This is a genomic window from Cellulomonas sp. ICMP 17802, assembly GCF_041295535.1.
GTDB lineage: Bacteria > Actinomycetota > Actinomycetes > Actinomycetales > Cellulomonadaceae > Cellulomonas.
In genome coordinates this window covers 466680-491144 of record NZ_JBGFQZ010000001.1, presented here as the reverse complement: position 1 = coordinate 491144, position 24465 = coordinate 466680, and the positions used below count along the sequence as shown (strand labels likewise).

At 74.2% G+C, this 24465-nt stretch carries 18 protein-coding genes; 10 read left to right on the top strand and 8 right to left on the bottom strand.

The window, feature by feature from the left end:
* The first annotated feature begins 92 nt into the window (after positions 1 to 92).
* Genes AB5970_RS02425 through AB5970_RS02410 form a run of 4 tightly spaced genes read left to right on the top strand, consistent with a single transcriptional unit; the run spans position 93 to position 5897 of the window.
* Positions 93 to 347 (top strand): hypothetical protein, encoded by a 255-nt coding sequence (locus tag AB5970_RS02425; RefSeq protein WP_370502299.1) that lies wholly within the window; start codon positions 93 to 95, stop codon positions 345 to 347.
* Positions 344 to 3340 carry a helix-turn-helix transcriptional regulator gene (locus tag AB5970_RS02420; protein WP_370502298.1) on the top strand — a complete coding sequence of 999 codons (2997 nt, stop codon included), beginning with the start codon at positions 344 to 346 and terminating at the stop codon, positions 3338 to 3340. Before AB5970_RS02425 ends, AB5970_RS02420 begins: the two co-directional genes overlap by 4 nt.
* Positions 3341 to 3400: 60 nt before the next feature.
* Positions 3401 to 4471 carry a DNA polymerase domain-containing protein gene (locus AB5970_RS02415; protein WP_370502297.1) on the top strand — a complete coding sequence of 357 codons (1071 nt, stop codon included), beginning with the start codon at positions 3401 to 3403 and terminating at the stop codon, positions 4469 to 4471.
* A complete protein-coding gene (locus AB5970_RS02410; protein WP_370502296.1) occupies positions 4455 to 5897 on the top strand; it encodes a DHA2 family efflux MFS transporter permease subunit in 1443 nt (480 codons plus the stop codon). The genes AB5970_RS02415 and AB5970_RS02410 overlap by 17 nt, the downstream gene beginning before the upstream one ends.
* Positions 5898 to 6113: 216 nt before the next feature.
* Here the strand turns inward: AB5970_RS02410 and AB5970_RS02405 are convergent, their stop codons facing one another.
* The 3 genes from AB5970_RS02405 to AB5970_RS02395 form a co-directional block, all read right to left on the bottom strand.
* Positions 6114 to 7226: a M15 family metallopeptidase gene (locus tag AB5970_RS02405; protein WP_370502295.1), complete on the bottom strand. Its 1113-nt coding sequence runs from the start codon at positions 7224 to 7226 to the stop codon at positions 6114 to 6116.
* 147 nt (positions 7227 to 7373) lie between these two features.
* Entirely contained in the window at positions 7374 to 8219 is an 846-nt protein-coding gene (locus tag AB5970_RS02400) for an alpha/beta hydrolase (RefSeq protein WP_370502294.1), read from the bottom strand.
* A gap of 38 nt (positions 8220 to 8257) precedes the next feature.
* Positions 8258 to 11050 carry an ATP-binding protein gene (locus tag AB5970_RS02395; RefSeq protein ID WP_370502293.1) on the bottom strand — a complete coding sequence of 931 codons (2793 nt, stop codon included), beginning with the start codon at positions 11048 to 11050 and terminating at the stop codon, positions 8258 to 8260.
* Between the two features lie 199 nt (positions 11051 to 11249).
* On the opposite strand from AB5970_RS02395, the gene AB5970_RS02390 reads away from it, so the two are divergent.
* The 3 genes from AB5970_RS02390 (at position 11250) to AB5970_RS02380 (ending at position 13647) form a co-directional block, all read left to right on the top strand.
* Positions 11250 to 12377: a DUF3806 domain-containing protein gene (locus AB5970_RS02390; protein ID WP_370502292.1), complete on the top strand. Its 1128-nt coding sequence runs from the start codon at positions 11250 to 11252 to the stop codon at positions 12375 to 12377.
* Between the two features lie 66 nt (positions 12378 to 12443).
* Complete coding sequence (locus AB5970_RS02385; RefSeq protein WP_370502291.1) at positions 12444 to 13160, top strand: DUF5701 family protein; 717 nt, start codon at positions 12444 to 12446, stop codon at positions 13158 to 13160.
* A 49-nt stretch (positions 13161 to 13209) separates the two neighbouring features.
* On the top strand, positions 13210 to 13647 hold the full coding sequence (locus AB5970_RS02380) for a YdeI/OmpD-associated family protein (protein WP_370502290.1): 438 nt from the start codon (positions 13210 to 13212) through the stop codon (positions 13645 to 13647).
* A 44-nt stretch (positions 13648 to 13691) separates the two neighbouring features.
* Here AB5970_RS02380 and AB5970_RS02375 read toward each other — a convergent pair whose 3' ends face one another.
* On the bottom strand, positions 13692 to 13991 hold the full coding sequence (locus AB5970_RS02375; protein ID WP_370502289.1) for a hypothetical protein: 300 nt from the start codon (positions 13989 to 13991) through the stop codon (positions 13692 to 13694).
* 112 nt (positions 13992 to 14103) lie between these two features.
* On the opposite strand from AB5970_RS02375, the gene AB5970_RS02370 reads away from it, so the two are divergent.
* The gene (locus tag AB5970_RS02370; RefSeq protein WP_370502288.1) at positions 14104 to 15282 is read left to right on the top strand and encodes an RtcB family protein; all 1179 of its coding nucleotides are present in this window, start codon (positions 14104 to 14106) and stop codon (positions 15280 to 15282) included.
* Between the two features lie 43 nt (positions 15283 to 15325).
* Here AB5970_RS02370 and AB5970_RS02365 read toward each other — a convergent pair whose 3' ends face one another.
* Positions 15326 to 18769, bottom strand: a complete 3444-nt coding sequence (locus AB5970_RS02365; protein ID WP_370502287.1) for a hypothetical protein — start codon at positions 18767 to 18769, stop codon at positions 15326 to 15328.
* Positions 18770 to 18989: 220 nt separating this feature from the next.
* Here AB5970_RS02365 and AB5970_RS02360 point away from each other — a divergent pair, with 220 nt between their 5' ends.
* Positions 18990 to 19520: a hypothetical protein gene (locus AB5970_RS02360; protein WP_370502286.1), complete on the top strand. Its 531-nt coding sequence runs from the start codon at positions 18990 to 18992 to the stop codon at positions 19518 to 19520.
* A gap of 15 nt (positions 19521 to 19535) precedes the next feature.
* On the opposite strand, the gene AB5970_RS02355 is transcribed toward AB5970_RS02360, so the two are convergent.
* From AB5970_RS02355 to AB5970_RS02345, 3 genes are all read right to left on the bottom strand, one after another.
* Positions 19536 to 20174 (bottom strand): DUF4203 domain-containing protein, encoded by a 639-nt coding sequence (locus tag AB5970_RS02355; protein ID WP_370502285.1) that lies wholly within the window; start codon positions 20172 to 20174, stop codon positions 19536 to 19538.
* A 283-nt stretch (positions 20175 to 20457) separates the two neighbouring features.
* Positions 20458 to 21474, bottom strand: a complete 1017-nt coding sequence (locus AB5970_RS02350; protein WP_370502284.1) for a LacI family DNA-binding transcriptional regulator — start codon at positions 21472 to 21474, stop codon at positions 20458 to 20460.
* A gap of 4 nt (positions 21475 to 21478) precedes the next feature.
* A complete protein-coding gene (locus AB5970_RS02345) occupies positions 21479 to 22990 on the bottom strand; it encodes an alpha-N-arabinofuranosidase (RefSeq protein WP_370502283.1) in 1512 nt (503 codons plus the stop codon).
* A gap of 334 nt (positions 22991 to 23324) precedes the next feature.
* Here AB5970_RS02345 and AB5970_RS02340 point away from each other — a divergent pair, with 334 nt between their 5' ends.
* Positions 23325 to 24464 carry a sugar ABC transporter substrate-binding protein gene (locus AB5970_RS02340; RefSeq protein WP_370502282.1) on the top strand — a complete coding sequence of 380 codons (1140 nt, stop codon included), beginning with the start codon at positions 23325 to 23327 and terminating at the stop codon, positions 24462 to 24464.
* The last annotated feature ends 1 nt before the right edge of the window (position 24465 follow it).

Genomic DNA, 24465 nt, shown 5'->3' with positions numbered 1-24465 from the left:
ACCGACCGATCCGCGGGCCGCCCCCTCACGACGAGAGTCATCCATGTCAACGAGAGCCGGGCAGATCGTCCGGCGTGAATGAGGAGGACACCATGGCTGACTTCTGGGGGCCTGCCTTCGACGCCGAGCTCGCCTACCGCCACGAGCGCCTGTTCACGGCGCTCCGCGCGGTCCCGGCCGCCGACGACGAGCACGCCGTGCGCCCGGTCGCGACCGCGCCCGAGGGGCTCACGGCAACCGCACGTCCCGACGGCTCGCTGCGGCCGGTGCGTCCCACGCACCCGCTCGTCAGTGCGGCGCGTGGGTGGCTGCTGCGAGGATCTGGAGCATGGCACGTGGCTCGATGAGCACACCCTTCGTCGCCCGCGCGCAGCAGGTCGACCAGCTGATGCTGGCGCTGCAGCGCGCGGGCGTCGGCGAGCCCTCGGCCGTCCTGCTCGGGGCGGACGCGGGCGTCGGCAAGACGAGGCTGCTGCGGCACGTCGCGGAGCTGGCGGACGCCGCCGGCGCGCACGTCGTCGTGGCCCACTGCGTCGACCTCGGCGAGATCGGCCTGCCGTACCTGCCGTTCGCCGAGGCGCTGTCCCAGCTCCACACGCTCGACCCCGCGGCGGTCGACGCGGTGGTCGCCAACCGCCCGACGCTGGCCAGGCTGCTCCCGGGCCCGTCCGGGTCGGGCACGGCCCCGGACGACCAGGCGAACCGGCTCCAGCTGTTCGACGGGCTGGTGGAGGCGTTCAGCGCGGTCGGCCGACCGGGCCACCCGCTGCTGCTGGTCCTCGAGGACCTGCACTGGGCCGACGCGTCCAGCCGCGACGTGCTGCGGTTCCTCGTCTCGCGACTGCGCGACCAGCACCTGCTCGTCGTCGCCAGCTACCGCACGGACGACCTGCACCGCCGGCACCCGTGGCGGCCCGTCGCCGCCGAGCTCGGACGCCACCCGCGGGTCGAGCGGCTCGACCTGGCGCCCTTCACCGACGACGAGCTGCGGGACTTCACCACGGCCCTGAGCGGCTCTCCGCTGACGGAGAGCACGTTGCGCCGGGTCATCGACCGCTCGGAGGGCAACGCGTACTTCGCGGAGGAGCTGCTCGAGGCCGGCGCCGAGGCGGACGAGCTGCCGTGGTCGCTCGCGGACGTCCTGCGCTCGCGCCTCGAGCTGCTCGACCCGTCGGTGCAGCGCCTCGCCCGCGTCGCGTCGGCGGCGGGCCGGCGGGTGTCCGAGCCCCTGCTGCGCGCGGCGGTCTCGGCGGACGGCGACGTGCAGCTGACCGCGCCGGGCGCCGTGGACGCGGCGCTGCGGGAGGCCGTCGCCCACCACGTCCTGGTCGGCGAGGACGACCTCATCGCGTTCCGGCACGCCCTGCTGGCCGAGGCGGTCTACACCGACCTGCTGCCCGGCGAGCAGTCGTCCCTGCACCGCGCCTACCTGCGGGTGCTGCGCGACGACCCGTCGCTCGGGCCGTCGTCGCAGCTGGCTTCGCACGCGCTGCGCGCCCCGGACCTGCCCACCGCCCTGCTGGCCTCGCTCGACGCGGCCGAGCAGGCGCGCGAGGTGCTCGCACCCGCGGAGGAGCTGCGGCACCTCGAGGTCGTCCTGCGGCTGTGGGAGGCGGTCCCGGAGGTCACGGCCGCGCTGGGCCGCGGGGAGCGGCCGGGACGGGCCGGCACGCGCGCCGCGCAGGACGCCGCGCCCGTGCTGACGGGTGCCGACGAGCCGTCGCCCGACGTCGCCGCCGGCCTGGACCACATCCACGTCCTCGTGGAGGCGGCCGCCGCCGCGAGCCGCGCGGGACAGGTGGACCGGGCCGTGCAGCTGGCACGGTCGGCGGTGGACGAGACCGCGGCCGACGTGACCCGGCAGGCGAACCTGCGCACCAGCCTCGCGCGGTACCTGCTGGGCGTCGAGAGCATCCACGACGCGCTCGAGCAGTCGTCCCGCGCCCTGGCGGACCTGCCCGAGACCCCGTCGCCGGCGCGGGCGTGGGCGCTCGCTACGTACGCGCGCAGCGCGCTCAACGCCGACCTCGACGCCGAGGCGGAGGCGGCCGCGACCGAGGCGGTCGCGCTGGCCCGCCAGGTGGCCGCGGCGGACGCGGAGTCCGACGCCCTGACCACGCTCGCGGTGCTCGTGGTCGACGACGAGACCCGGGCGGCCGAGCTGCTGGAGACGGCGCTCGCGCGGGCGCGCGAGGCGTGCGACTACGTCACCGAGCTGCGCACCACGTTCAACCTGGCGAGCAACCGGTACTACGCCGGCGACATCGAGGGCGCCCGACGCGTGACGGCCGACGGGGTCGAGCGCGCGCGCTCGCTCGGCATGTCGTGGAGCGTCTACGGGGTCGAGCTGCACATGTTCACGCTGCTCATCCGGTACGTCTCGGGCGACCTGACCGCGGGGACGATCGGCGCGGTCCCCGACGACCTGGCCCACACGCTGCTCGCCGTGAGCCTCTACGCGGCCGTGGCCCGCGGGGACGAGGACGCCGCCGAGCGGGGCCACGCCCTGGAGCCCAGCTGGGCTCGGGACGGGCTCATCGCGCTGGTCGCGGGAGGCTGCACGATCGACGCCCACACGTGGCGCGGCGAGCTGGACGAGGCGATCGCTCTGGCGCTGCGCCTGCTCGAGCACCTCTGGCGAGCGTGGTCGGACTACTTCCTGGGCGGCATCTGGCTGGTCGCGCTCGCCCTGGGCGCGCTGGCCGACGCGGCCGGGCAGGAGCGGCTGCTGGGCAAGGACGTCTCGGAGCGCCTCGCGCTGGGCGACCGCCTGCTCGAGCGCGCCTCGACCACCGCGGAGCGCGGCCGACCCCGCGGCGGGCGGCTCGGCCCCGAGGGACGGGCCTGGCTGGCGCGGGCCCACGCGGAGCACTCGCGGCTGACCGGCGTGAACGACGTCGACCTCTGGCGGGCGACCGTCGCGGAGTTCGACTACGGCTACCGCTACGAGGTGGCGCGCAGCCGGTTCCGGCTGGCGGAGGCCCTGCTGGAGCGCGGCGACCGGGACGCCGCGCTGCACGAGGCCGGCCTGGCGCTGAGCGAGTCCGACGCGATGGGCGCCGTGCCGCTGGCCACCGCGGTCCGGGGGCTGGCGCGGCGCGGACGGCTCGACCTGCCGGGCGTGCGGGCGGGGGGCGCGGACGTGCTGACCGCCCGCGAGGCGGAGGTGCTCGCGCTGGTCGCCCAGGGGTTGTCCAACCGGCAGATCGGCGAGAAGCTCTACATCTCCGGCAAGACCGTCTCGGTGCACATCTCGAACCTGCTGGCCAAGCTCGGGGTGTCGGGCCGCGCGGAGGCCGTGTCGGTGGCGCACCAGCGGGGGCTGATCGGTGCGGGCTGACGGGTCATGCCGGCACCGCCCCATGGGCACCGTCCGTGACCTGCCCCTAGGTTGAGCAGCATGTCTCCGTCGACGACTCCCGCGGTCGAGCTCGAGGTGCGCGGCCGGACTGTCCGGGTGAGCAGCCCGGACAAGATCTACTTTCCCGAGCGCGGCCTGACCAAGCTGGACGTCGTCCAGTACTTCGTGTCGGTCGGCGACGGGATCCTCGGTGCCCTGCTCGACCGGCCGACCACCCTGGAGCGTTGGCCGAAGGGCGTGTTCGAGGGCGCCAAGCTGGCCACCCGCATGGACTCGACGGGCGACGCGTTCTACCAGAAGCGCGTCCCGCAGGGTGCGCCCGACTACGTCAAGACGGCCCGCATCACGTTCCCCAGCGGGCGCACCGCCGACGAGGTGGCGCCGAGCGAGCTGGCCGTGGTCGCGTGGGCGGCGAACCTGGGCACCCTGACGTTCCACCCGTGGCCGGTGCTGGGCGAGGACGTCGACTCCCCCGACCAGATCCGCATCGACCTGGACCCGCAGCCCGGCACCGACTTCTCGGACGCCGCCCGCGTGGCGCCGCGCGTGCGCGCGCTGCTGGCCGAGCACGGCATGGAGGGCACCCCGAAGACGTCGGGCGGGCGCGGCATCCACATCTTCGTGCCCATCGAGCCCCGCTGGTCGTTCGTCGAGGCCCGCCGCGCCACCATCGCGTTCGGCCGCGAGCTGGAACGGCGGATGCCCGCCGAGGTCACCATGAAGTGGTGGAAGGAGGAGCGCGGCGCCAAGATCTTCGTCGACTACAACCAGATGGCGCGCGACCGCACCATCGCCTCGGCGTACTCGATCCGCACCAACCCACGCGCCACCACGTCGGCGCCGCTGCGCTGGGACGAGGTGGCGGACGTCCACCCGAACGACTTCGACGTGACGACGATGCCCGCTCGGTTCGCCGAGGTGGGCGACCTGTTCGCCCCGCTGGTGGCACACGCCGCCCCGCGGTACTCGATCGAGTCGCTGCTGGAGCTGGCCGACCGCCAGGAGACCGACCACGGCGAGGGCGACCTGCCCTACCCGCCCGAGTACCCGAAGATGCCCGGCGAGCCCAAGCGCGTCCAGCCGAGCAAGGACCGTGACCGCCCCCGCTGAGCGCGCCGGCGGCGGCGGCGCCGTCGTCTACGCGTCCGGGCGGGGCCGCTGGGTGCTGCTCGCCACGGTCCTCGGCTCGGCCATCGCCTTCATCGACGCCACGGTGGTCACCATCGCGCTGCCGACGATCGCGGAGGACCTCGGCGCCACCACCGCCGACCTGCAGTGGACCGTCAACGCCTACGCCCTGACGCTCGCGGCGTTCCTGCTGCTGGGCGGCTCGCTCGGCGACCGGTTCGGGCGGCGGCGCGTGTTCCTCGTCGGCGTGGTGTGGTTCGCGCTGGCGTCGCTGGTCTGCGCCGTCGCGCCGACCATCGGGTTGCTCAACGCGGCGCGCGCGCTGCAGGGCGTCGGCGGCGCGCTGCTCACGCCGGGGTCGCTGGCCATCCTGCAGTCCACGTTCAGCGGCCCGGACCGGGGGCGCGCGATCGGCGCGTGGTCCGGGCTCGGAGGGATCGCGGGCGCGGTCGCGCCCTTCCTCGGCGGCTGGATCGTAGAGGTCACCACGTGGCGGTGGATCTTCGGCATCAACCTGCCCATCGCCGCCGTGGTGGTCGCGGTGACCATGCGTCACGTCCCCGAGAGCGCCGACCCGAGCGCGGTCAAGCGGCTCGACATCGCGGGCACCGTGCTCGGCGCGCTCGGCCTGGCCGGCCTGACCTTCGGGTTCACCCGGTGGACCGAGGTCGGCACCCCCGACGCGATCGTCCTCGGCGCCCTCGCGTTCGGCGTCGTCGCCATGGTCGCGTTCGTGCTCGCCGAGTCGCGCGCCGCCGCCCCGCTGCTCCCCCCTGCGCTCTTCCGGTGGAGGCCGTTCGCGGGGACCAACGCGGCGACGCTGCTGATCTACGCCGCGATCTCGGGGCTCTTCTTCTTCCTCGTCGTCACGCTGCAGGTGGTCGCGGGCTACTCGCCGCTCGCCGCCGGCCTGGCCCCGCTGCCGGTCACGGTCCTCATGCTCCTGCTGTCCCCGCGGGCCGGTGGCCTCAGCACGATCATCGGCCCGAAGATCCCCATGACCGTCGGCCCGTTGGTCTGCGCGGTCGGCGCCGTACTCCTGGCCGGCATCGGCCGCGACGCGCCCTACCTCACGCACGTGCTGCCGGGCGTGCTCGTGTTCGGCCTCGGGCTCTCGGCGACGGTCGCGCCGCTGACGACGACCGCGCTCGCCGCGGCCCCCGACCACCTCGCCGGCGTGGCCAGCGGCGTGAACAACGCGGTCGCGCGCGTGGCCGGCCTGCTCGCGATCGCCGTCCTGCCCCTGGCGGCGGGCGTCGGGTCGTCACTGACCGACCCCGCGACCCTGCAGCCGGCCAACCGGGTGGCCATGCTCGTCTGCGCAGGTCTGCTGGCCGGCGGCGCCGTCATCTCGCTGCTCACCGTGCCGTCGAGCGCCGAGGCCGTGCGGCCGGTCGACATGGTCTGACGGAGCGGCCGACGGCGGGCGTGGGCCGCCGGTCGGGCCTGCCGTCCCAGGCCTCGGGCGACGTCAGCCGACAGACTCGAGGTGCCAGTACTCGAGGGACATCAGCCCACGAACTCGACGTGCCAGCACGCGAGCGATCTCAGCCCATGAACTCGTGGTGTCAAGAGCGCGAGCGACGTCAGCCGACCAACTCGACGCGTCCGTACGCGAGCGACCTCAGCCGACGAACTCGAAATGCCAGTACTCCGGGTTCGAGCCGGTGCGGCCGGCCCACGACGGCGACGTCCACCCGTACGCCGGCCCGTGGGTGACCAGCCAGTCGCGCTGCGGGGTGTCCCAGCCGTACTCGCAGGGGAGCTCGGGCACGTCGAGCGCCAGCCCGGTGCCGTGCGTGGACGTCCCGGGCTTCGCGGCGACCGTCCCCAGGGCGTTCCGCATGGCCACTTGAGTGTCGTAGTCCCGGTAGGTCAGGTCGAGGTCGAGGTGGTGGCCGAACGCCGCGCGGAAGGCCACGTCGAGCCGCTCGAGCGCGGCCGCCGCGGCGTTCTTCAGGTAGTACGGCGTGCCGTGGGGGTCGACGTCCCAGGAGATCGCGGTGAGTGCCTCGGGCGGCAGCTTCCCGTTCGAGCCGTCGCCGCCGACCGTCGCCGGCGACGTGTAGAACGGCGGGCCCGAGTAGGTGGTCTCGCACGAGGGGCCCGACGCGGTCCCGGGTGTCGCGGGCTTGGCCGTCTTGGCGGGGGTGGCCGCCTTCGCCGCCGCGGCAGCGGCCGCAGCCGCCTGCGCCTGCACCCACGCGTCGTGGGCGGCGGCGACCGCGGCGTCGGCGGCCGCGAGCGACGCCGTGAGCGCACGCAGGGACGCGGCGCTGAGCCCAGGCGACGCCGGCACGGAGGTGGCGGAGGCAGCGTCAGCGGTGGCGTCGGCTACGGAATCGGTCGGCGAGCCCGCAGCACCGGACGGCGACGCCGTGGCATCGGCTGCTGCGGCCGGCTCGGTGGCGGCCAGCGCGGCGTCGGCGGCGGCGAGCTGCGCGGCGAGCTGCTGCCGGACGGCGTCGTCGGCGACCGCGTCCTGGGTGCCGGCGAGGGTGGCGCGGGCGTGCTCGGCGGCGGCCGCCAGCTCGGTGCGGGCGTCGGCGCGCAGGGCAGCCGCCTGCACGCGGGTGGCGTCGGCGGCCTGCGCCTGGAGCGCGTCGGCGTCGCGCACCTGCGCCTCGTGGGCGTCGGCCGCGCGGGCGTCGGCGGCCTGCACGGCGGCCGCGCGGTCCTCGTGCTCCGTCCACGCCCAGGCCCCGCCGGCCCCACCGACCACGAGGACAGCGGTCACGGCGGCGACGAGGCTGCGCGATGGTCGGCGAATAGCGGTGCTCCGGGTGGCGGGCGGCAGATCGGTCCGGTCGGACCGTTGGCCAGGGTAGCCGCCAGGCGCGTGATCATCACCCTGGCGGGGCGTCGGGACGCCCCGCCAGACGCGTCAGGAGACGAAGCGCGTGACGAAGTCGAGCGCGGTCTGCGCTACGTCCTGCCACCGGTGGTCGATGACCAGCGAGTGCCCGACGCCCTTGATCTCGACGATCTCGGTGACACCCACGTTGCGGCGCTGCCGCTTGTAGGACGCGTTCGCGATGGACCACGGGACGGTGTGGTCGTGCTCGCCCGAGACGATGAGCAGCGGCCCGCGGTCGGGGTTCTTGGACTTCACCTTCGCCTGCGTCCAGGGGTTGAAGTTCGCGCTGGCGGCCTGGAACAACGGCACGCCCGACCCCGGCACGGCGTAGGTCTCGTACAGCTCCTTGGCCTCGTCCTCGGGCACCGCGTTGGCGAACGCAAACCGGAACTGCTCGTAGGTCAGCGGCACAGCCCGCTGGTAGTTGGCCGGGTTGCTGAGCACGGGTGCCGACGACTTCAGCGCGGAGATCGGCAGCGGCAGCACGCCCTGGAACGGCGCGGGGTCGATGGCGACGGTCGCGGCGGAGAGCCCCCGGCCGGCCACGATCTGCGCGAGGAGGCCGCCGAACGAGTGGCCGATCACGGCGGGCTTCACGGTGAGCTTCTCGATCGCCGCCCCGACGTGGTCGGCGATGTCGTTGATCCCCTTGTGCGCGAGCACCGTCGGGTCCGCGTTCGCCTCGGCCACGGTCGCGGGGTCGTCGGGCCACCCCGGCGCGATCGTCGTGAAGCCTGCCTCCTCGACGAACGTGCGCCAGCGGTCCCAGCTGCCGGGCAGGAGCCACAGCCCGTGCACGAACACGATCGGGGTCTTCCCGGTCGCGTTCGCCTTCTCGATGTCGGCCAGCTCCACGTCCGTCAGTGTCGTCATGCGCCCACTGTCCGGGCGCACCACGGGCCAGGCATCCGTCAGGTGACGTACGGGTCGTCGGGGTCGGGGAGCGCGTCGGGGAGCGCCAGGCCTCCGACGCGCGCGAGGTCGTGCCGGGACGTGACCCCCAGCTTCGGGAACAGCCGGTACAGGTGGGTGCTCACCGTGCGGCTGGAGAGGTAGAGGCGGTCGCCGATCTCTCGGTTGGACAGGCCCGCGGCGGCCAGCTGCGCGACCTGCAGCTCCTGCGGCGTGAGGACGTCGAGCGCGTCGGGCACCCGGCGGCGGACCGTCTCGCCCGAGGCCCGCAGCTCCTCGCGCGCGCGGTCCGCCCAGGCGACCGCGCCGATGGCGTCCAGCTGCTCGGCGGCGATCCGCAGCCGGCTGCGGGCCTGGACCACCTGGCGCTGGCGGCGCAGCCACGAGCCGTGCGCGAGCATCAGGCGGGCGTGGTGGAACGGCCACGCGGACAGGTCCTGCGCGAGCGCGGCGTCGAACAGAGGACCGGCATCCTCGCGATCGGCCAGCAGCGGGGCCGCGCAGGTGAGCCCGACGCGCAGGGCCGGTGAGCCCGTCCGGTCGAGCAGCGCGGGCAGGTCGGCGATCAGCCGCGACGCCTCGGCCCGGCGACCGGCGTGCACGGCGGCCTCGGCGAGGTCGAGGACCTCGAGGGTCCGCACCTGCGGGTGGTGGCCGACGTCCGTCGGGTCGTAGATGCGGCGCAGGTGGTCGAACGCCTCGCCCGGCCGGCGCGAGCCCAGCACCGTGAGCCCCCGCGCCACCTGCGCGAGCGCGAGCAGGGTGCTGGCGCCGAGCGGGACCAGCTCGGCCTCGGCCGCGGCGATCGCGAGCATGGCCTCGTCCTCGTGACCCAGCACCCCCTGCGCGGAGGCGGCCGCCAGCTGTGCGACCGCCCGCCAGCGTGACTGGCCGGTCTCGGTGGCCAATCGCACGGCGTCGGCCGCCACCGCGGCAGCCCGTCGCCCGCGGCCGGCGTGCACCAGGGCCCACGCGTACCCGGTGAGCAGCTCCGTGAGCAGGCCGAGTCGGCCGCTCGCGCGCGCCAGCGGCTCGGCGGCCGCGAACAGCTCGACCGCCCGGTCGTACGCGCCGACGGCGGTCGCGACGCTCGCCAGCACGGCGACGTCCCGCGGGCCGGCCCCCGCTCCCGGCGCGTACCTCTCGATCGCCGCGAGCACCTCGTGGCCGGACCCGTCGGGGTCCACGTAGGCCAGCACGGCGAGCCGCCGGGTGTCGTCGGCCGCCACGTCGAGCCGCCCCACGGCCGCCGCCACGCCCTCGCGCACGCCGTCCACGGGTAGCGACCAGTAGGCGCGCAGGGCCACGGACTCGAGCACGTCCAGCGCCTGCTCGCTGCGCCCGGCGGCCGCCAGCCGGTCCGCGAACTCGACGAAGGCGGGCAGCCGCTCGCCACCGCTCCACGCCGTGTGGTGCAGCGACTCCTCGAGCCAGGACAGGCGGGCGGCACTCAGCGGGTCGACGGCGTCCGGCGCGGCCTCGTCGAGCTGGCGCGTGATCTCGTCGGGACGCCCGAGCAGGTACGCCGCCTCCGCCGCGTCGAGCCGGTTGTGCGCCCGGCGCACCGGCTCCGCGGACAGCCGCGCGGCCCGCTCGAACGCCGAGAGGGCGACGTCCGCGAAGCCCCGGCGGATCGCCGCGAGCCCGGCGTCGCGGAGCTCGTCCGCGAGCGCGTCGTCGGGACCGGAGGCCGCCGCCGCCCGGTGCCAGAGCGCCCGCCGCGGGTCGGTCGCGGCGAGGGCCTGGCCCACGGCCCGATGGGCGGCGTCGCGGTGGTCGTCGGTGGCCGCCCGCACCACGGCCGCGCGGACCAGGGGGTGCCGGAACTGCACCAGCCGGTCCTCGACCCGGACCAGCCCGGCGGCCACCGCGGGGCGCAGGTCGTCGGCCCCCACGGGTCGCCCCGCCAGCAGCCGCGCGGCCCGCACGTGGCCGTGCACGTCGGGCAGGTCGTGCAGCGCTGCCACGAGCAGCAGGTCGCGGGTGCGCGGCGGCAGGTCGGCCAGGCGCCCCGCGAAGGCCCGCTCCAGCCGGTCGGTCATCGGCACCGGTTCCAGGTCCGACGACGGCCGCCGGGTCCGGCCGCGCACGGCGGCGGGGAGCTCGGCGAGCGCGAGGGGATGGCCGTCGGCGACCTCGAGCACCCGCGCGCGGTCGGTGTCGTCGAGGCTCGCGCCGTGGCGGTCCAGCAGGGCGCGTGCGGCGTCGGCCGGCAACGGCCCGAGGAGGAGCTCCGGCACCCCGACCGACGCCGGCAGGCCGGGCTCGACCGGGCCGCCCGTGCCCTCGGTGATCGCAGCGAGCACCACGACCGACTCGTCGACCGCCCGCCGCGCGAGCGCGAGCACCACCTCGGCGGACGCCGCATCGAGCCAGTGCAGGTCGTCGACCAGGAGGACCGTCCCGGTGTCCCCCGCGGTCGACGTGAGCAGGTCGAGGACGGCGAGGACGAGGCGGAACGGGTCGGGCGCGGGCTCGGCGGACGGCCCGAACGCCGCGTCGAGGACCTGCCGCGTGGTCTCCGGGAGAGCGCGCGCGTCGAGCAGCACCGGCCGGAGCAGCAGGTGCAGCGCCGCGTAGGGCAGCCGGGTCTCGGTGGGCACGCCGGTGCAGCCGAGGGTCAGCTGGCCGCGCCGGCCCGCCTCGTGCGCCGCGTACGCCAGGAGTGCCGACTTCCCGATGCCCGCGGCGCCGCGCAGCACCAGCGCGCCCCCGACGAGCGGCAGGCCGTCGAGGAGCGCCCCGAGAGCGGCCGTCTCGGAGTCCCTGCCCAGCAGATCGGCGTCAGGCACGGGCGTATTGTCACCCGCCCGTCGGCCTCCCACAAGGACGATGGCGCAGGTCAGCGCGATACAGAACGGACCGCCCCGGAGCGTCGGGGGTCACCCGCTCGCGCGGCAGCGGCGCGTCGGGACGGACGCGCGACCGCCATCCGGTGGAACCGCTCCCGGCGCGCTCAAGAACGCCGCCGCCGGGACCGATCCCGACCCCATGAGTGATGTGCGCCCGACGCTGTCCCTTCCCGCGTCCGGTCAGCACGGATCCGTCCCCGGCGTGCGGCCCCTGACCCCCGCGGAGGTCGGCCACCTCGATCGAGCGCGCGCCCACCTGCGCTCCAGCGGCGCGGACGTCGACGACCCGTGGGCGGTCGGCGCGCTGCTGCACTCGGCGCGCACCCGGTGGGCGGAGGCGCCCGCGACCCCCGTGCCGCAGGCGATGGTCATGGCGCTCGGCGTCGGCGTGGGCGATCTCATCGTCGCCCGCGTGCCCGGAGCCCGCTGGGCGCTCCGCATCGGGTCGTCGCCCGCACCCGCGGTGGTCTCCGCGACCGGCGAGGACGCCGCCCTGCCCCTCACCGACGTCAGCGCGCGCTGGAGCACGGGCTGCACGCCCGGGTGGGTCGCCGAGTACGTCGTCGCGGCCGCGGCCCACCTCTCGGCCGGTCCCCTCACGGAGGTGCCGACCCCGCGGACCCCGGAGCGCGGCCACGACCTCGTGCCCGAGACCGACGGCCCGGACTACCTGCCCAGCCACCCGACCGTCGAGGGCCAGCCCCTCTCGAGCCGGCGCCCGACACCCCCGCTCGCGGCCCGGCCCGTGGCCGACCAGTCGATCGCGCTGCGTGCGCTGGCCGACGCAGCGGGGGCGCCCCGGACGCCCCAGCCGGCGCCGCCCGCGCCGGTCTTCTCGACCCCGGCCGACCTCCCGGTCCCCCCGTCGCCGGCAGCGCAGGACATCGCCCTCGGCGCGCTCGAGCAGGCGCTCGAGGCGGCCCTCACCGGCGACGTGGCGCCCCTCGGCCTGGTCGACGGCGGCGTGCCCGGCGGCCACGACGTGCGCCGGTTCGACGCCGACGCGTCGGCGCACGCCCGCGCGTGGGTGCGGGCCTCCGGGGCGGCGCGCGCGGCCGTCACCTGGATCGGCACCCTCCCGGACCCGTCTGACCCGACCTCCGCCGGCACGCTCGCGGTGCTGGTCGAGGCGTCGGACGCGGGTGCGCCGAGCCTCGTCGTCGCGCACCGGTTCTCGCCTGCCGTCCCGGAGGGTCCGGGTCGTGCGCGGGCCGCGCGCTCCCTGGGCGGACCGCTGGTGCTCGGGCAGGGCACCCCGCTGCTCTAGAGGCCACCGGGAACCCCGGTCCGGCGGGAGTCGTTGAACAGACCCCGCCGACCCGAGGAGCAGCCCATGGGCGTCCCCGTCACCCCCGTCGACCCGCAGCTGCCCACGGTGACCGCGCCGCCGTCGCCGGCCGCCACCGGCTTCGACCCCGCGGCCGACGTCCGGTCCGAGCTGGACCGGCAGATCACGGCGTACGTCGAGCTGGGCCTGCCCGCGCTGCTGGGCGAGGACCCCGCCGCGTTCCGGGACCGGCTCGCGCCGCTGGCGGAGGTCGCGACGACGCCCACCGCGCCGGCCGCGGTCGAGGGCGACGACGTCCCGTTCGTGCTGGTGCTGCCCGGGCTCGACCTCAACGACGTGGCCCCGGCGATGCGCCGCGGGTCGCACCGGGGCGTGAGCGTGATCGACCGCGAGGAGGCGCCGACGTACCGCCCGATCGACGGCATCGACGTCCCGGCCGAGCCGTACCTGCTGCGGGGCGTCGACACCGGTTCGGAGTTCTGCAACGTGCGACCGGAGCAGGCGCTGACGACGATCACGGGCCGCGGGCGCACGGCGCTGACCATCGACGAGGGCGTCGCGCTGGCCGTCGTCCGGCCGGACATGCTGCGCCCGAACAAGTGCTTCTCGCTCCTGGCGTCGCGCACGGGGACCAACCAGCGCGTGCCGGCCGTGTGGATCAGCGAGCGGCGCGCCAAGCTCGGCTGGTGCTGGGACCGCAACCCGCACACGTGGCTCGGCGCGGCCTCGGCCGCCGACCGGGCGGTGCACGCCGATGCGTGACTAGTCTCCGAGCGTGCGCGCGTGCGCACCCGCTGCCCGAGGAGGGGCCATGCGCTTTCGCACCACCGTGGAGCTGGGCGGGAAGTCCGCGACGGGGCTGCCCGTCCCGGACGAGGTCGTCGCGGCGATGGACCGCGGCGCCCGGTTCCCCGTCGTCGTCACCATCAACGGCTACTCGTACCGCAGCACCGTGGCGCCGTATCGCGGCAGGACGATGCTCCCGCTCAGCGCGGAGAACCGCGTCGGCGCGGGCGTCGAGGCCGGCCAGGAGATCGACGTCGACATCGAGTTCGACGACGCCCCGCGCACGGTCGAGGTTCCCGACGACCTCGCGGCGGCGCTGACCGGCCCGGCGCGCACCACGTTCGACGCCCTCTCGGTGAGCCGGCAGCGCGCGATCGTCCAGCCGATCGAGGACGCGAAGACCCCGGAGACCCGCGAGCGCCGCATCGCCAAGGCCGCGGCCGAGCTGGGCGGCGCGGGCTGACGCCCGGCCGGGCCGACCTCGGCGCGGGCTGACGCCCGGCCGGGTCAGGACTGCGCGCGCACCGGGTACCAGCGCGAGCCGAACCTCCGGGTGACGCTCCGCCCGCTGATGTCCGCCAGCTCGTCCAGCCGCGCCAGCACGGCCCACCCGACGCGGCGGGCGGTCTGGTCGTCGTCGGCCTGGAACCGCACGGTCAGCCGCGCCTGGCCGCGCACGACCGCGACGTCGTGGGCCTCGACCGTGGTCAGCGCCTCGGCGGTCGCCACGGCCTGCGGCAGCACGTCGGGTGCCGCGACGCCGGGCTGGAGCAGCCCGATCGCGGCGGTGACCCGGTAGGAGGGCACGGGGTCAGCGCCCAGGCAGACGGCTCATGGGCGACAGGCTAGCCCGGCGTCCGGCCGCGACCTGGGGAAAGACCGCGACGCGGACCCGCCCGCCGTGCCAGGCTCCCGCCCCATGACACGCGAGCACCTCAGCCCGCGACTGATCAGCTGGGCATCGATCCTCGAGGAGAACACCCGGGCCCAGGCAGTCGCCACCTCCACCCTGCCCTTCATCTACCCGCACCTGGCCCTCATGCCCGACGCCCACCTGGGCAAGGGCGCGACGGTCGGCAGCGTCATCCCGACGCTGGGCGCGATCATCCCCGCCGCCGTCGGCGTGGACATCGGCTGCGGCATGATCGCCGTCCGCACCCAGTGGACGGCGGCGGAGGTCCGCGGCCGGGGGTCGCTGGCGACGCTGCGGCGGGCGATCGAGAAGGCGATCCCACTGTCGGCGGGTGGCGTGAACCAGCGCCTCACGACGACGGCCGCGGCTCGCGTCGAGACCCTGGAGACCGCCGCGGCGGCCGCGGGCTTCGACCCGGGTGCCGACGCCTCCCGCTGGCGGCTGCAGCTGGGCTCGCTCGGGTCCGGCAACCACTTCATCGAGGTCACGGTCGACGAGGCGGACACCGTCTGGCTGTTCCTGCACTCGGGCAGCCGCGGCGTCGGCAACCGGATCGCCCAGCGGCACATCAAGGTCGCGGCCGACCTGTGCGCGCGGTGGTGGATCCAGCTCCCGGACCGCGACCTGGCGTACCTGGTCGAGGGCACCGACGAGTTCTGGGCGTACATCCGCGAGCTGCGGTGGGCGCAGGACTACGCCCTGCTCAACCGCGAGGAGATGATGGACCGCGTCGTGGCCGCCATCTCGGAGCACATGGGCGAGGCGGTGGTCGAGGCCGAGCGCGTCAACTGCCACCACAACTTCACGGAGCAGGAGACGCACTTCGGGAAGAAGGTCTGGGTGTCCCGCAAGGGCGCGATCAAGGCCGGCTTCGGCGACCCCGGGCTGATCCCGGGGTCGATGGGCACCGCGTCCTACGTCGTGACCGGCAAGGGCGACCCGCTCTCGCTGAGCTCGTCGCCGCACGGTGCCGGTCGCAACCACTCGCGGTCCGCCGCGCGCCGGCTGTTCACGCACGAGCAGCTGCGCGAGGCCATGACCGGCATCGAGTACCGCGACACGGACGCGTTCATCGACGAGATCCCGGCGGCGTACAAGGACATCGACCAGGTGATGGCCGACGCCGCCGACCTGGTCGAGGTCCGCCACGTGCTGCACCAGATCGTCAACGTGAAGGGCGACTGACCGACCGGCGCGGAGGCCCAGTGCTGCTGGGCCTCCGCAGCCGTCAGCGGGCGGGGACCCCGACCTCCACGCGGACGACGTCGCCGGTGCGCCGGAACACCCGCGCGCTCACGTCGGCGTCGAGCGCGCCGTCGACGCCCTCGACCCGCGTGCCGTCGGCCAGGTGCGCGCCGACGGTCAGCTCCGCGCCGGGTCCGTCGACCCGCCGGTACACCACCGGCACCTGGCAGAACGTGAACGCCAGCGAGCCCGCCGGCAGGGCGAGACCCCGCTCCTGCAGGGTCACGTCGTGGTACGCGAACGTCGTCGGGGTGGTCGTCCACTCGTCGGCACGCAGCAGCACGGGCCGCACGACGAGGCGCCCGGCCTCGACCCGCAGCCCCAGCTCGCCGAGCCGGGTGAGGATCTCCTCCTTGACCTGGCCGGTCATGCCGGGCTGCCGGGCGCCCTTGCCGGCCGGGGTGTGCGAGTACGGGTCGACCGGGAACGCGCCGTAGACGTCGGGGGTCGTGCAGTACCCGAGGCCGAGCCGCACGTCCTCGTAGGCGTCGGCGAGGCCCGCCACGACGGCCTCGTCGGCCCCCTCGGCCACCGCACGCTCGTGGTTCTCCTGCACGGCGAGCAGCAGCTTGGACACCATGTGCCAGTAGATGCTGCCGAGCCCCTCGTACGCGAAGAACGACCCCGACCGGCCGGTGAACTCGGCGTGCCGGAACACCTGCTCGAACACGTCGAGCACAGCCCGTCGGCCCTCGGCCACGCCCGGCACCCGTCGCGGCAGTGCGTCGAGGGCGGCGACGAGGTCTCGCGCGTTGTGCAGGCCGGGCGCGAAGCGGAGGTCGCCGCGCACGTCGCGCAGCACGACCGACGTGTCGCCCGCCGCGACGAGCGCCGACAGCAGCGGCGCGGACGCCGCCTGCGACGCGGTGACCAGGTTCCGCGCCAGGAACGTCGGCAGCACGCGGTCGGGATAGAGCTGGTACGAGTGCTGGTCGGCCCGGTACAGCGCGCTGCGCCGCAGCGCCCGGACCAGCTCGAGCGCCTCGGCGGGGGTCAGCAGGCCGGACGACAGCACGGCGACCTGCCCCTCGAGCATCTCCTGCAGGCGACCGACCGCCGCGGCCCCCGGGCGCAGGTCGAGCAGGTTGTACGCGTGGAACAGGCCGTCGTCGCGACGGTTGGCCCGCAGTGCCGCGTCGACGTAGACCTGCGCGTCCGCGAGGAACGCCCGCACCGCCTCCGCCGGCACCTGCGTGCGCCCTCCGCCGAACCCGGCGTACACGCGCGACCGGTACGCGGTGCCGGCCGCGCCGAGCGCGTCAATCACGGTCCGCCGGCCCCGGTCGTCGAACCCCGAGCCTGCCTGCGGGAGGTGCTCGGCGAGCGCCGCGTGCACGTCCGTCAGCAGGCTCGCCAGCTCGCTCGTCACCGTGAGGTCGTCGGCCAGCAGGTCCCGGGCCAGGGTCAGGGCGCGGCGCAGGTAGGCGAGGGTGACCACCGACAGGCCCTTGCCGACGAGCGCGTTGTTGGCGTCGTTCCACTCGGGACGCTGGGTGTTCATCCAGATGCCGCCGTCGGGCACCAGGTTGACCACCTTCGCGAGCAGGGTCAGCAGCAGCTTCTCGCCGAGCGACACGCGCACGAGGTCGCCGTCGGGCCCGTGCACGAGCCGCCCGTCCGCGCCCTCGGTCGCGACGCGCCGGTCGACCCGCTCCTGCGTCGCGGTGTCGAACGCGATCGTCGCGATCGGCTCGACCACCGTCTCGTCGTACGTCGCGATGCGGTACGGCACGTCGGCGTGTGTGAAGACGGCCCGGTCGACCAGCGCCTCGAGGCGGCCCGGGTGGAACCGGCGCGACGCCTCGAGCAGCTTGACCAGGTAGATCACCTGGTGGTCGCTCCAGTAGCCGATGTTCGCCCACGGGTTCGACGGCTCGGGCACCTCCCAGTCGATGCCGGAGCGCGAGATCCGGTAGGGGTTGTACCCGTCGGCCGTCGTCGCGTCGAGGAACACCGCGACCATCGACTCGACGTACTCCGGGAAGGCGAAGGCCAGCGCCTCCCAGTTCTGGAAGATGTCCCGCCAGTTCCCCTGGAAGTCGACGCGCGTCCCGCCGTGCTCGTCGGTGAGCGCGATCGAGAACCGGTTCCAGGGCCGGCTCGGGTCACCGTGCCGGCGGCTGAACGTCAGCGGCAGGTACTCGCGCACGAGCCGCAGCAGGTCCGGGTCCCCCGAGGCGTCGGCCATCTCGACCAGGTGGTCCAGCTGCTCGGTCGCGGCGAGCGCGTCGAACCATGCGCCGCTGCGCTCCGCGGTCCGGGGGCTGCGCTGGTCGACGAAGGCACGCAGGTCGGCCGTGGCGACCGTGTACCCGTCGACGGGGACGCCGCCGCGCATGATGTTGAACAGCACGTTCGCACGGTGGTGCGCGGTGGCGAGCTCGTCGCCCGTGACCTGCGCCGCGTCGGCCGTGCCGACGAGCCGGTCGAGGTGGTCCCGCGTCCCCTCGACGTCCTCGGCGAGCGCCGCGGCGGCCGCGGCCGGGTCGGCGAGCACGGTCTGCAGGCGCACGACGTCGGCGGCGCTCTGGTCGACGTCGGCGACCACGCTCCATCGGCGCTGCTCACCCGGGGCGAGCGTGAGGTGCGAGCGGACCAGGTAGGCGCCCTTCTCGCCGCGCACCTCGTGCTCGGCGACGAGGGGACGGCCGGCCGCGAACGCGTCGACCTGGCGCGCGGAGAGCAGGTGGTCGACGTCGTCGAGGCCGACCTGCCACGCCACCGTCGTCGCGAGCGACTCGCTCGGGTCGGCCTTGTCCGTGAGCGTCGAGTTCAGGTAGACGAGCCCGAGGCCCGTCGCGGCGTCGACCTCGGCGCGCTTGTACGCGTCGAGCAGGCTGCTGAGCTCGCCCTGCGTCTGCACCGTGACGCCCGCCGGCAGCAGGTCGACGAAGCCGTCCAGGACCTCGGCCCGGACCGACGTGTCGGTGACCGAGGCGACCTCGACCTCGCGCACGATCCCGAACCGGGCGGCGGTCCGCCACGTCACGCGCACGCGGAGCCCGAGGTCGGGCCGGGTCTCCTCGAACACGAGGGCCGTGCCGAGCGGGTCCTTGTACAACAGGCGCTCGGCATCCTGGTCGCCCGGGCGGCGCGGCGCGAACGGCTGCCAGACGACGGCGCCGTCGGCCGTCGCGACGCGCAGGAGCGTGAGCCCGCCGGTCCGCCCGGCGCCCGCGGCGACCTTGTCCTCCGTGGCGTAGGTGAACAGCGCGCGGTCGGCCTCCTCGCGCCCGGCGGTGACGCCCCCCGTGCTGGAGATGAACAGCCACAGGTCGCTCGCGCCGACGAGCGTCATGAAGAACGGCGGCAGGTCGTCGTACGACGTGATGCGGTAGAACCGTCGGCCGTCGAGGTCGACGAGCCCGTCGGCGTCGGGCACCACGCCCGGCTCCGTGGGTGCGGGCGTGAGGGTCTGCGACGCCATTGCCGATGTCCTTCGTTCGTGCGCGCACAGGCCTGCTGCGAGCCGCGTCCGTGCGGTGTGGGTGCGCTCCCATACATTGACACGTGTCACCGATGAAGGCAAAGAAGGTTCCCCTGCCCCGCGCTCGGATTCACCCGGTCACCCCGTCGCCGGCTGGGATCCACACCGTCGACCGCGGACCCGCCTCGCGCTGCCGCTGGCCAGACGGCACGATGCGGCGATGGAGACCACGCGGGTCCGCTGGCTGCGCTACGGCGCGCTGGTCGCGTTCGGCGTCGGATTCGGGTACGTCGAGGCGGCGGTGGTCCACTACCTGCGCCTCGCGCTGGGCCCGGAGCTCGTCTACGACGCTCCCGTGCGGCGGGTCTACCTCGACCTGGGGCTGATCCGGTTCGTCGAGCCCGTGCGCACGCTCCTGATCGACCCGGACCTGGCCCGCGCCGAGACCGCCCGCGAGGCGGCGACGATCCTCATGCTGGCCGCGGTCGCCGTGCTGGCCGGGCGCCGGTTCTGGCACGGCGTCGCCGCGTTCTTCATCGCGTTCGCCGTGTGGGACCTCACCTACTACGCCTTCCTGCGGGTGCTGACCGGGTGGCCGGCGAGCCTGGCGGACACCGACGTGTTCTTCCTCATCCCGGTGCCGTGGCTGGGACCCGTCGCCACGGCGGTGGTGGCGTCGGTCGTGGTGCTCGCGATCGCGTCGTGGGGGTACCTGCGGCCGGCGGCGTGGGAGAGCCCGACGCCGGCGTGAGTGGGGCGACCGGCGTCAGACGGCCTGGGCGGCCCAGGCCTCGTTGATGGACCGGCGCATCACGGCCTGCTGCCGGGTCTGCACGACGACTCCGAGCAGCACCAGAACCAGCAGCAGCGCGTACCAGACCCAGGACGCGTCGAGGGCGCTGCTGAAGCTGCCCTGCGTGAAGTCGGCGGAGTTCAGCGAGCCCACCAGCAGCATCAGCCCGGCGACCACGCTGACGGCACCGGCCAGGGAGCTGGCCACGGCGAGCACGACCATCGGCATGTTGCCGATGACCGCGATGAGCCCGACGATCGCGCCGACGGCCACGCCCACGAGAACCGCGACCCAGTTCCAGTCGATCCCCAGCGCGACGACCAGGCCGGAGCCGATCACGAAGCCGAACGCCGCCATGGCGAGGATCACGGCCACCGCGTAGGAGAAGTAGGCGAGCAGCGCGAAGACCACCGCGAACACCAGCCCCGCGACCCACCCGAGCACGGTGCCGAGGAAGCTCTCGTCCGCGAGCCCCGCGAAGAGCCCCGCCCCGAACGCGAAGCCCGCGAAGAAGCCCCAGATCGGGAGAACGAGCCGGAGCACGAACTGCCCCGCGAAGAGCATCGCGCCGCCGGCGAGTATCGCGAGGATTCCCAACAGGATGTCCGCCATGAGTGCAATGTACGGCTATGCACGGTCGATGCGTGCGAGAACACGGGCTGCAAGTCGACCGGAAGCGCCGACGCCGCACCCGGCCCTTCCGCACGTAGCATCGGTGTCCGGCGCGCGCCCGGCGCGCGCGAGAGGGGGTGCCGTGCCACGGATCGATGCCCCGACGGTTGCTCCCATGCAAGCTCACGCACGGCGTCCGCTGCTCGACGACGAGCTCGACGTTCTGCATCGCCGCCGGTGACATCGGGCGCCACTGCTCCCCAGTGCCGCGGCTGAGCGCGGGTCAGGCGGACCGACGCACGACCAGGGAGCACGTTGCGAAGATCTCGGTCGGCCCGTCGACGCGTCCCTCGACGCGGGCGGCGAGCAGGTCGACCGCGTGCTTGGCGATCTGGTTCGTGCCGGGTTCGACGGTCGTCAGCGGCGGGACGGCGAACTCGGCCATCGGCACGTTGTCGAAGCCGATGATCGCGACGTCATCGGGGGCAGTGAGCCCGCGCGCCGCAATCGCGTGCAGCGCGCCGAACGCCATCGTGTCGTTGAAGCAGAAGACTGCATCAGGCGGTTCGGGCATGCTGAGCAGCCGCTCCATGCCGACCGCGCCGTCGCGCAGATGCCAGTCCTCGGCGACGATCACGTATTCGTCGGGCACGTGACGCCCGTGGCTGGCCAGCTCGGTGCGGAACCCGTCCAGGCGGAGCGAGGCTGCACTGGTGGTGGCGACGCGGGGGTTGGAGCCGATGGCCGCTATGCGCTGGTAGCCCCGGTCGACGAGATAACGAGTCGCCAGACGGGCCGCCTCGACGTTGGCCATCGCCACGTGGTCGACGGGTGCGTTGAAGATGCGGTCGCCGAGGATGACGAGCCGGTCGTTGCCGGTGAGGTGGCGCTCGTCTCCCGGGCCGAGGGCGTGCGGCTGGAAGATGAGCCCGTCGGAGTGCTGACGGCTCGCCCCGCTGAGGATGGCCAGCTCGCTCTCGCGCCGGGCGCCGGTCTGCTGGATCACGACCGACCAGTCGTGTCGCTCGGCCTCGACCATGATGCGGCCCGCGAGGTCCGTGAAGTAGTCGATGCCCAGCTCGGGGATGGCCAGGGTGATCGAGCCCGTGCGGCCGGTGCGCAGGCTGCGTGCGGAGGTGTTGAGACGGTAGCCCAGCTCGTCGACCGCCCGCAGCACCCGCTCGCGCGTCTCGGCGCGGACCGACGGGTGACCCGAGAGCACGTTGGAGACCGTGCGGCCCGTGACGCCCGCACGCGCGCCGACGTCCGCCATCGTGACGGTGTCGGTCCTCTGAGCCATGCGGTCACCTGCCCTCTGCCGCGCACGCGACGCGGACGCTGGCCCACGATACGGGCGGCAGGCGCAGGCTGAGCGAGCCGTCCCGCAGGTCCGTCGCGAGCGGTTGCGGGCGGACGGCGTCCGGGGCGTCGAGGGTGTTGGACGTGTACGGGTCCGGCGCCCACAGCAGCTCGGCGCCCTCGACGCAGGTCGCGTGCAGGTCCGTCAGGTCGAGCACGACGTCGCCGACGGTGTCAGGGGAGAGGTTGGCGAGGTGGACAAGGGCTTCGTCGCCGGCGGGGCTGACGGTGACGACGCAGGTCGTGAGCTCGTCCGCCCCCGTGGTGGCGTGCACCGTGTGCCCGGCGCTGCGGGCGACGGCTGCGAACGGGTGGAAGGTCGTCTGGCGCCACGCCGGTCGGCCCGGCTCGGCGCGGATGGGCCCGATGACGTTGACCAGCTGGGCCATGGCCGCGATCGAGACCACGTCGCAGTGCCCGAGGATGCTCTGCAGCAAGGAGCCGACGACGACGGCGTCGGCCAGCGTGTAGGCCTCCTCGAGCTGCCGCGGCGCCTCTTCGAACGGTCGGTTCCTGTCGAGCGCGTCGTAGGCGGCGTAGTTCCAGACGTTCCACTCGTCGAGGCTGATCCGGACGTCACGCTCGCTCCGGGTCGCCGCCCGGACGTGGGCGATCGTCGCCGCGACGTCGTCGAGGAAGCGGTCGAGCACGTCCGACGAACGCAAGAACGTGCTCAGGTCGCCTTGGTCGTAGAAGTAGATGTGGCACGACAGGTAGTCGACGACGTCGATCGTCCGGGTCAGCACGTCGCGCTCCCACGCGCCGAAGGTGCTCATCTGCGGGTTGGAGCTGCCGACGACTACCAGCCCCAACGTCGGGTCGTACATGCGCATCGCCGCGGCCGTCATCGCGGCTCGCTCGGCGTAGTCGTGCACCGACCGGTGACCCAGCTGCCACGGGCCGTCGGCCTCGTTGCCCAGGCACCACAGGCGCACGTCGTGCGGTTCCGGTGATCCGTTGCGGACGCGCTCGTCGGACAGCGTGGTGCCGCCGGGGTGGTTCGTGTACTCGAGGAGCTGGAGGGCGGAGCGTGTGTCGCCCAGGCCGAGGTTGAGCGCGAGCATCGGCTCCACTCCGGCGTGCCGGCACCAGGCGACGAACTCGTCGGTGCCGAACGCGTTGGACTCGATGGACCGCCACGCCAGGTCCAGGCGGCGCGGCCGCGCCCCCGGCGGGCCGACCCCGTCACGCCAGTCGTACCCCGAGACGAAGTTCCCTCCGGGGTAGCGCACGACGCTCACTCCCAGCTCGCGGACCAGCTCGAGCACGTCGGCGCGGAACCCCTCGGGGGTGGCGGTCGGGTCGTCGGGGGAGAACAGACCTCCGTAGACCCCGCGACCGAGGTGCTCGACGAACGACCCGAACAGCCTGGGGTCGGCAGTACCGACGCGGCGCCCGAGGGTGAGCACCGCTGGGGCAGCCGGGGCGCCGACCTCGTCCGAGGTGGTTGTGGTCACGAGTTGCTCTCTCTCTGTTGAATTCATCGATGAAATTAGGACCCATGCTTCCCCCTGTCAACTAGGGGGTCAGGTTGGAACGCGACGCTTGACGAAAAGGGTTTCGGCCGTCATCCTCGCTCCAGGACGATCAGTTCATCGATGAAATGATGCACGCCACCGTCCAGCACGGACACGGTCAAAGACGACAACGAGAGGCGGCTTGCTCATGAGGAACCACAGTCGATCCCGCGCGGTCCTCGCGCTCGTGGGGATGGGGCTCGCCCTGACGGCGTGCTCGTCGGCGGGAAGCGCGGACCCCGCGGCGTCGGACGGCGCGAGTACCGCGGAGGACGTGACGCTGACGGTCTGGCACTACTACAACACCGACGGCCAGGTGGCCGGCCTGCAGACGCTCGCCGACTCGTTCGAGGCGGACCACCCCGGCGTGACCGTCAAGTTCCAGTACGTGCCGGTCGAGCAGATGACGACCAAGGCGGTCACGGCCGCAGGTGCGAAGAAGGGCCCGGACGTCCTGGTCTTCGGCGCCTCGGGCACCTACTCGCTCGCCCAGGCGGGCGCCATCGAGCCGATGGAGAGCTGGTGGGACGGGTTCGCCGACAAGGACCAGTTCCCCGAGGGCGTGATGCAGACGGTGGATGGCGAGCTCTACGGGGTGCAGGGCTACGTGAACCTGCTCGGCCTCTGGTACAACCAGGATCTGCTGGACCAGCTCGGCGCCGAGGTGCCCACCACGATCCCCGAGATGGAGAACACCATGGCCAAGGCCGTGGCGGCGGGCAAGCAGGGCATCACGCTGACCGGCAAGCCCGGGCTCGAGAGCCAGTGGCAGGGATTCCCGTGGTTCACGTCAGCCGGTTTCTCGTACGGCGACCCGGAAGCGGCACCGATGGCGCAGACCTACTCGATGCTGCAGGACTGGACGGCCAAGGGCTACCTCTCCAAGGAAGCCGCCACCTGGGACCAGGCGGTCCCGTTCCAGCAGTTCGCAGCCGGCAACTCGGTCTTCGCAGCCAACGGCAACTGGCAGATCGGGGCGGCGGCCGAGGCCACGTTCACGTACGGCGTCGCGCCGCTGCCCATCACCTCGGAGGGCGGCGTGCTCCTTGGCGGCGAGGTGCAGAACGTGGGCGCCTTCTCGGAGCACAAGGAGCTGGCGCAGGAGTTCCTCGAGGACACCTTCTTCTCGGTCGACGGCGAGCTCACGCTGCTCGACTCGTTCGGCTCGATCCCGGCGCGCGCCGACGCGGCGTCATCGTCGAAGATCAGCGACGACCCGCTGCTGAGCACCTTCGTCGACATCGTGCAGAAGCAGGGCCGGCCGTCGCCGAGCCCGCAGGTCCCGTCGAAGAACGTCAACACCGTCGAGACGTTGGTCGGTGACTACTGGAGCAAGGCCGTCGCCGGTCAGGGCACTCCGGACGCGCTCGCCGACGAGCTCATGGACCAGCTCGTCCCGCTGCTGCAGGACTGAC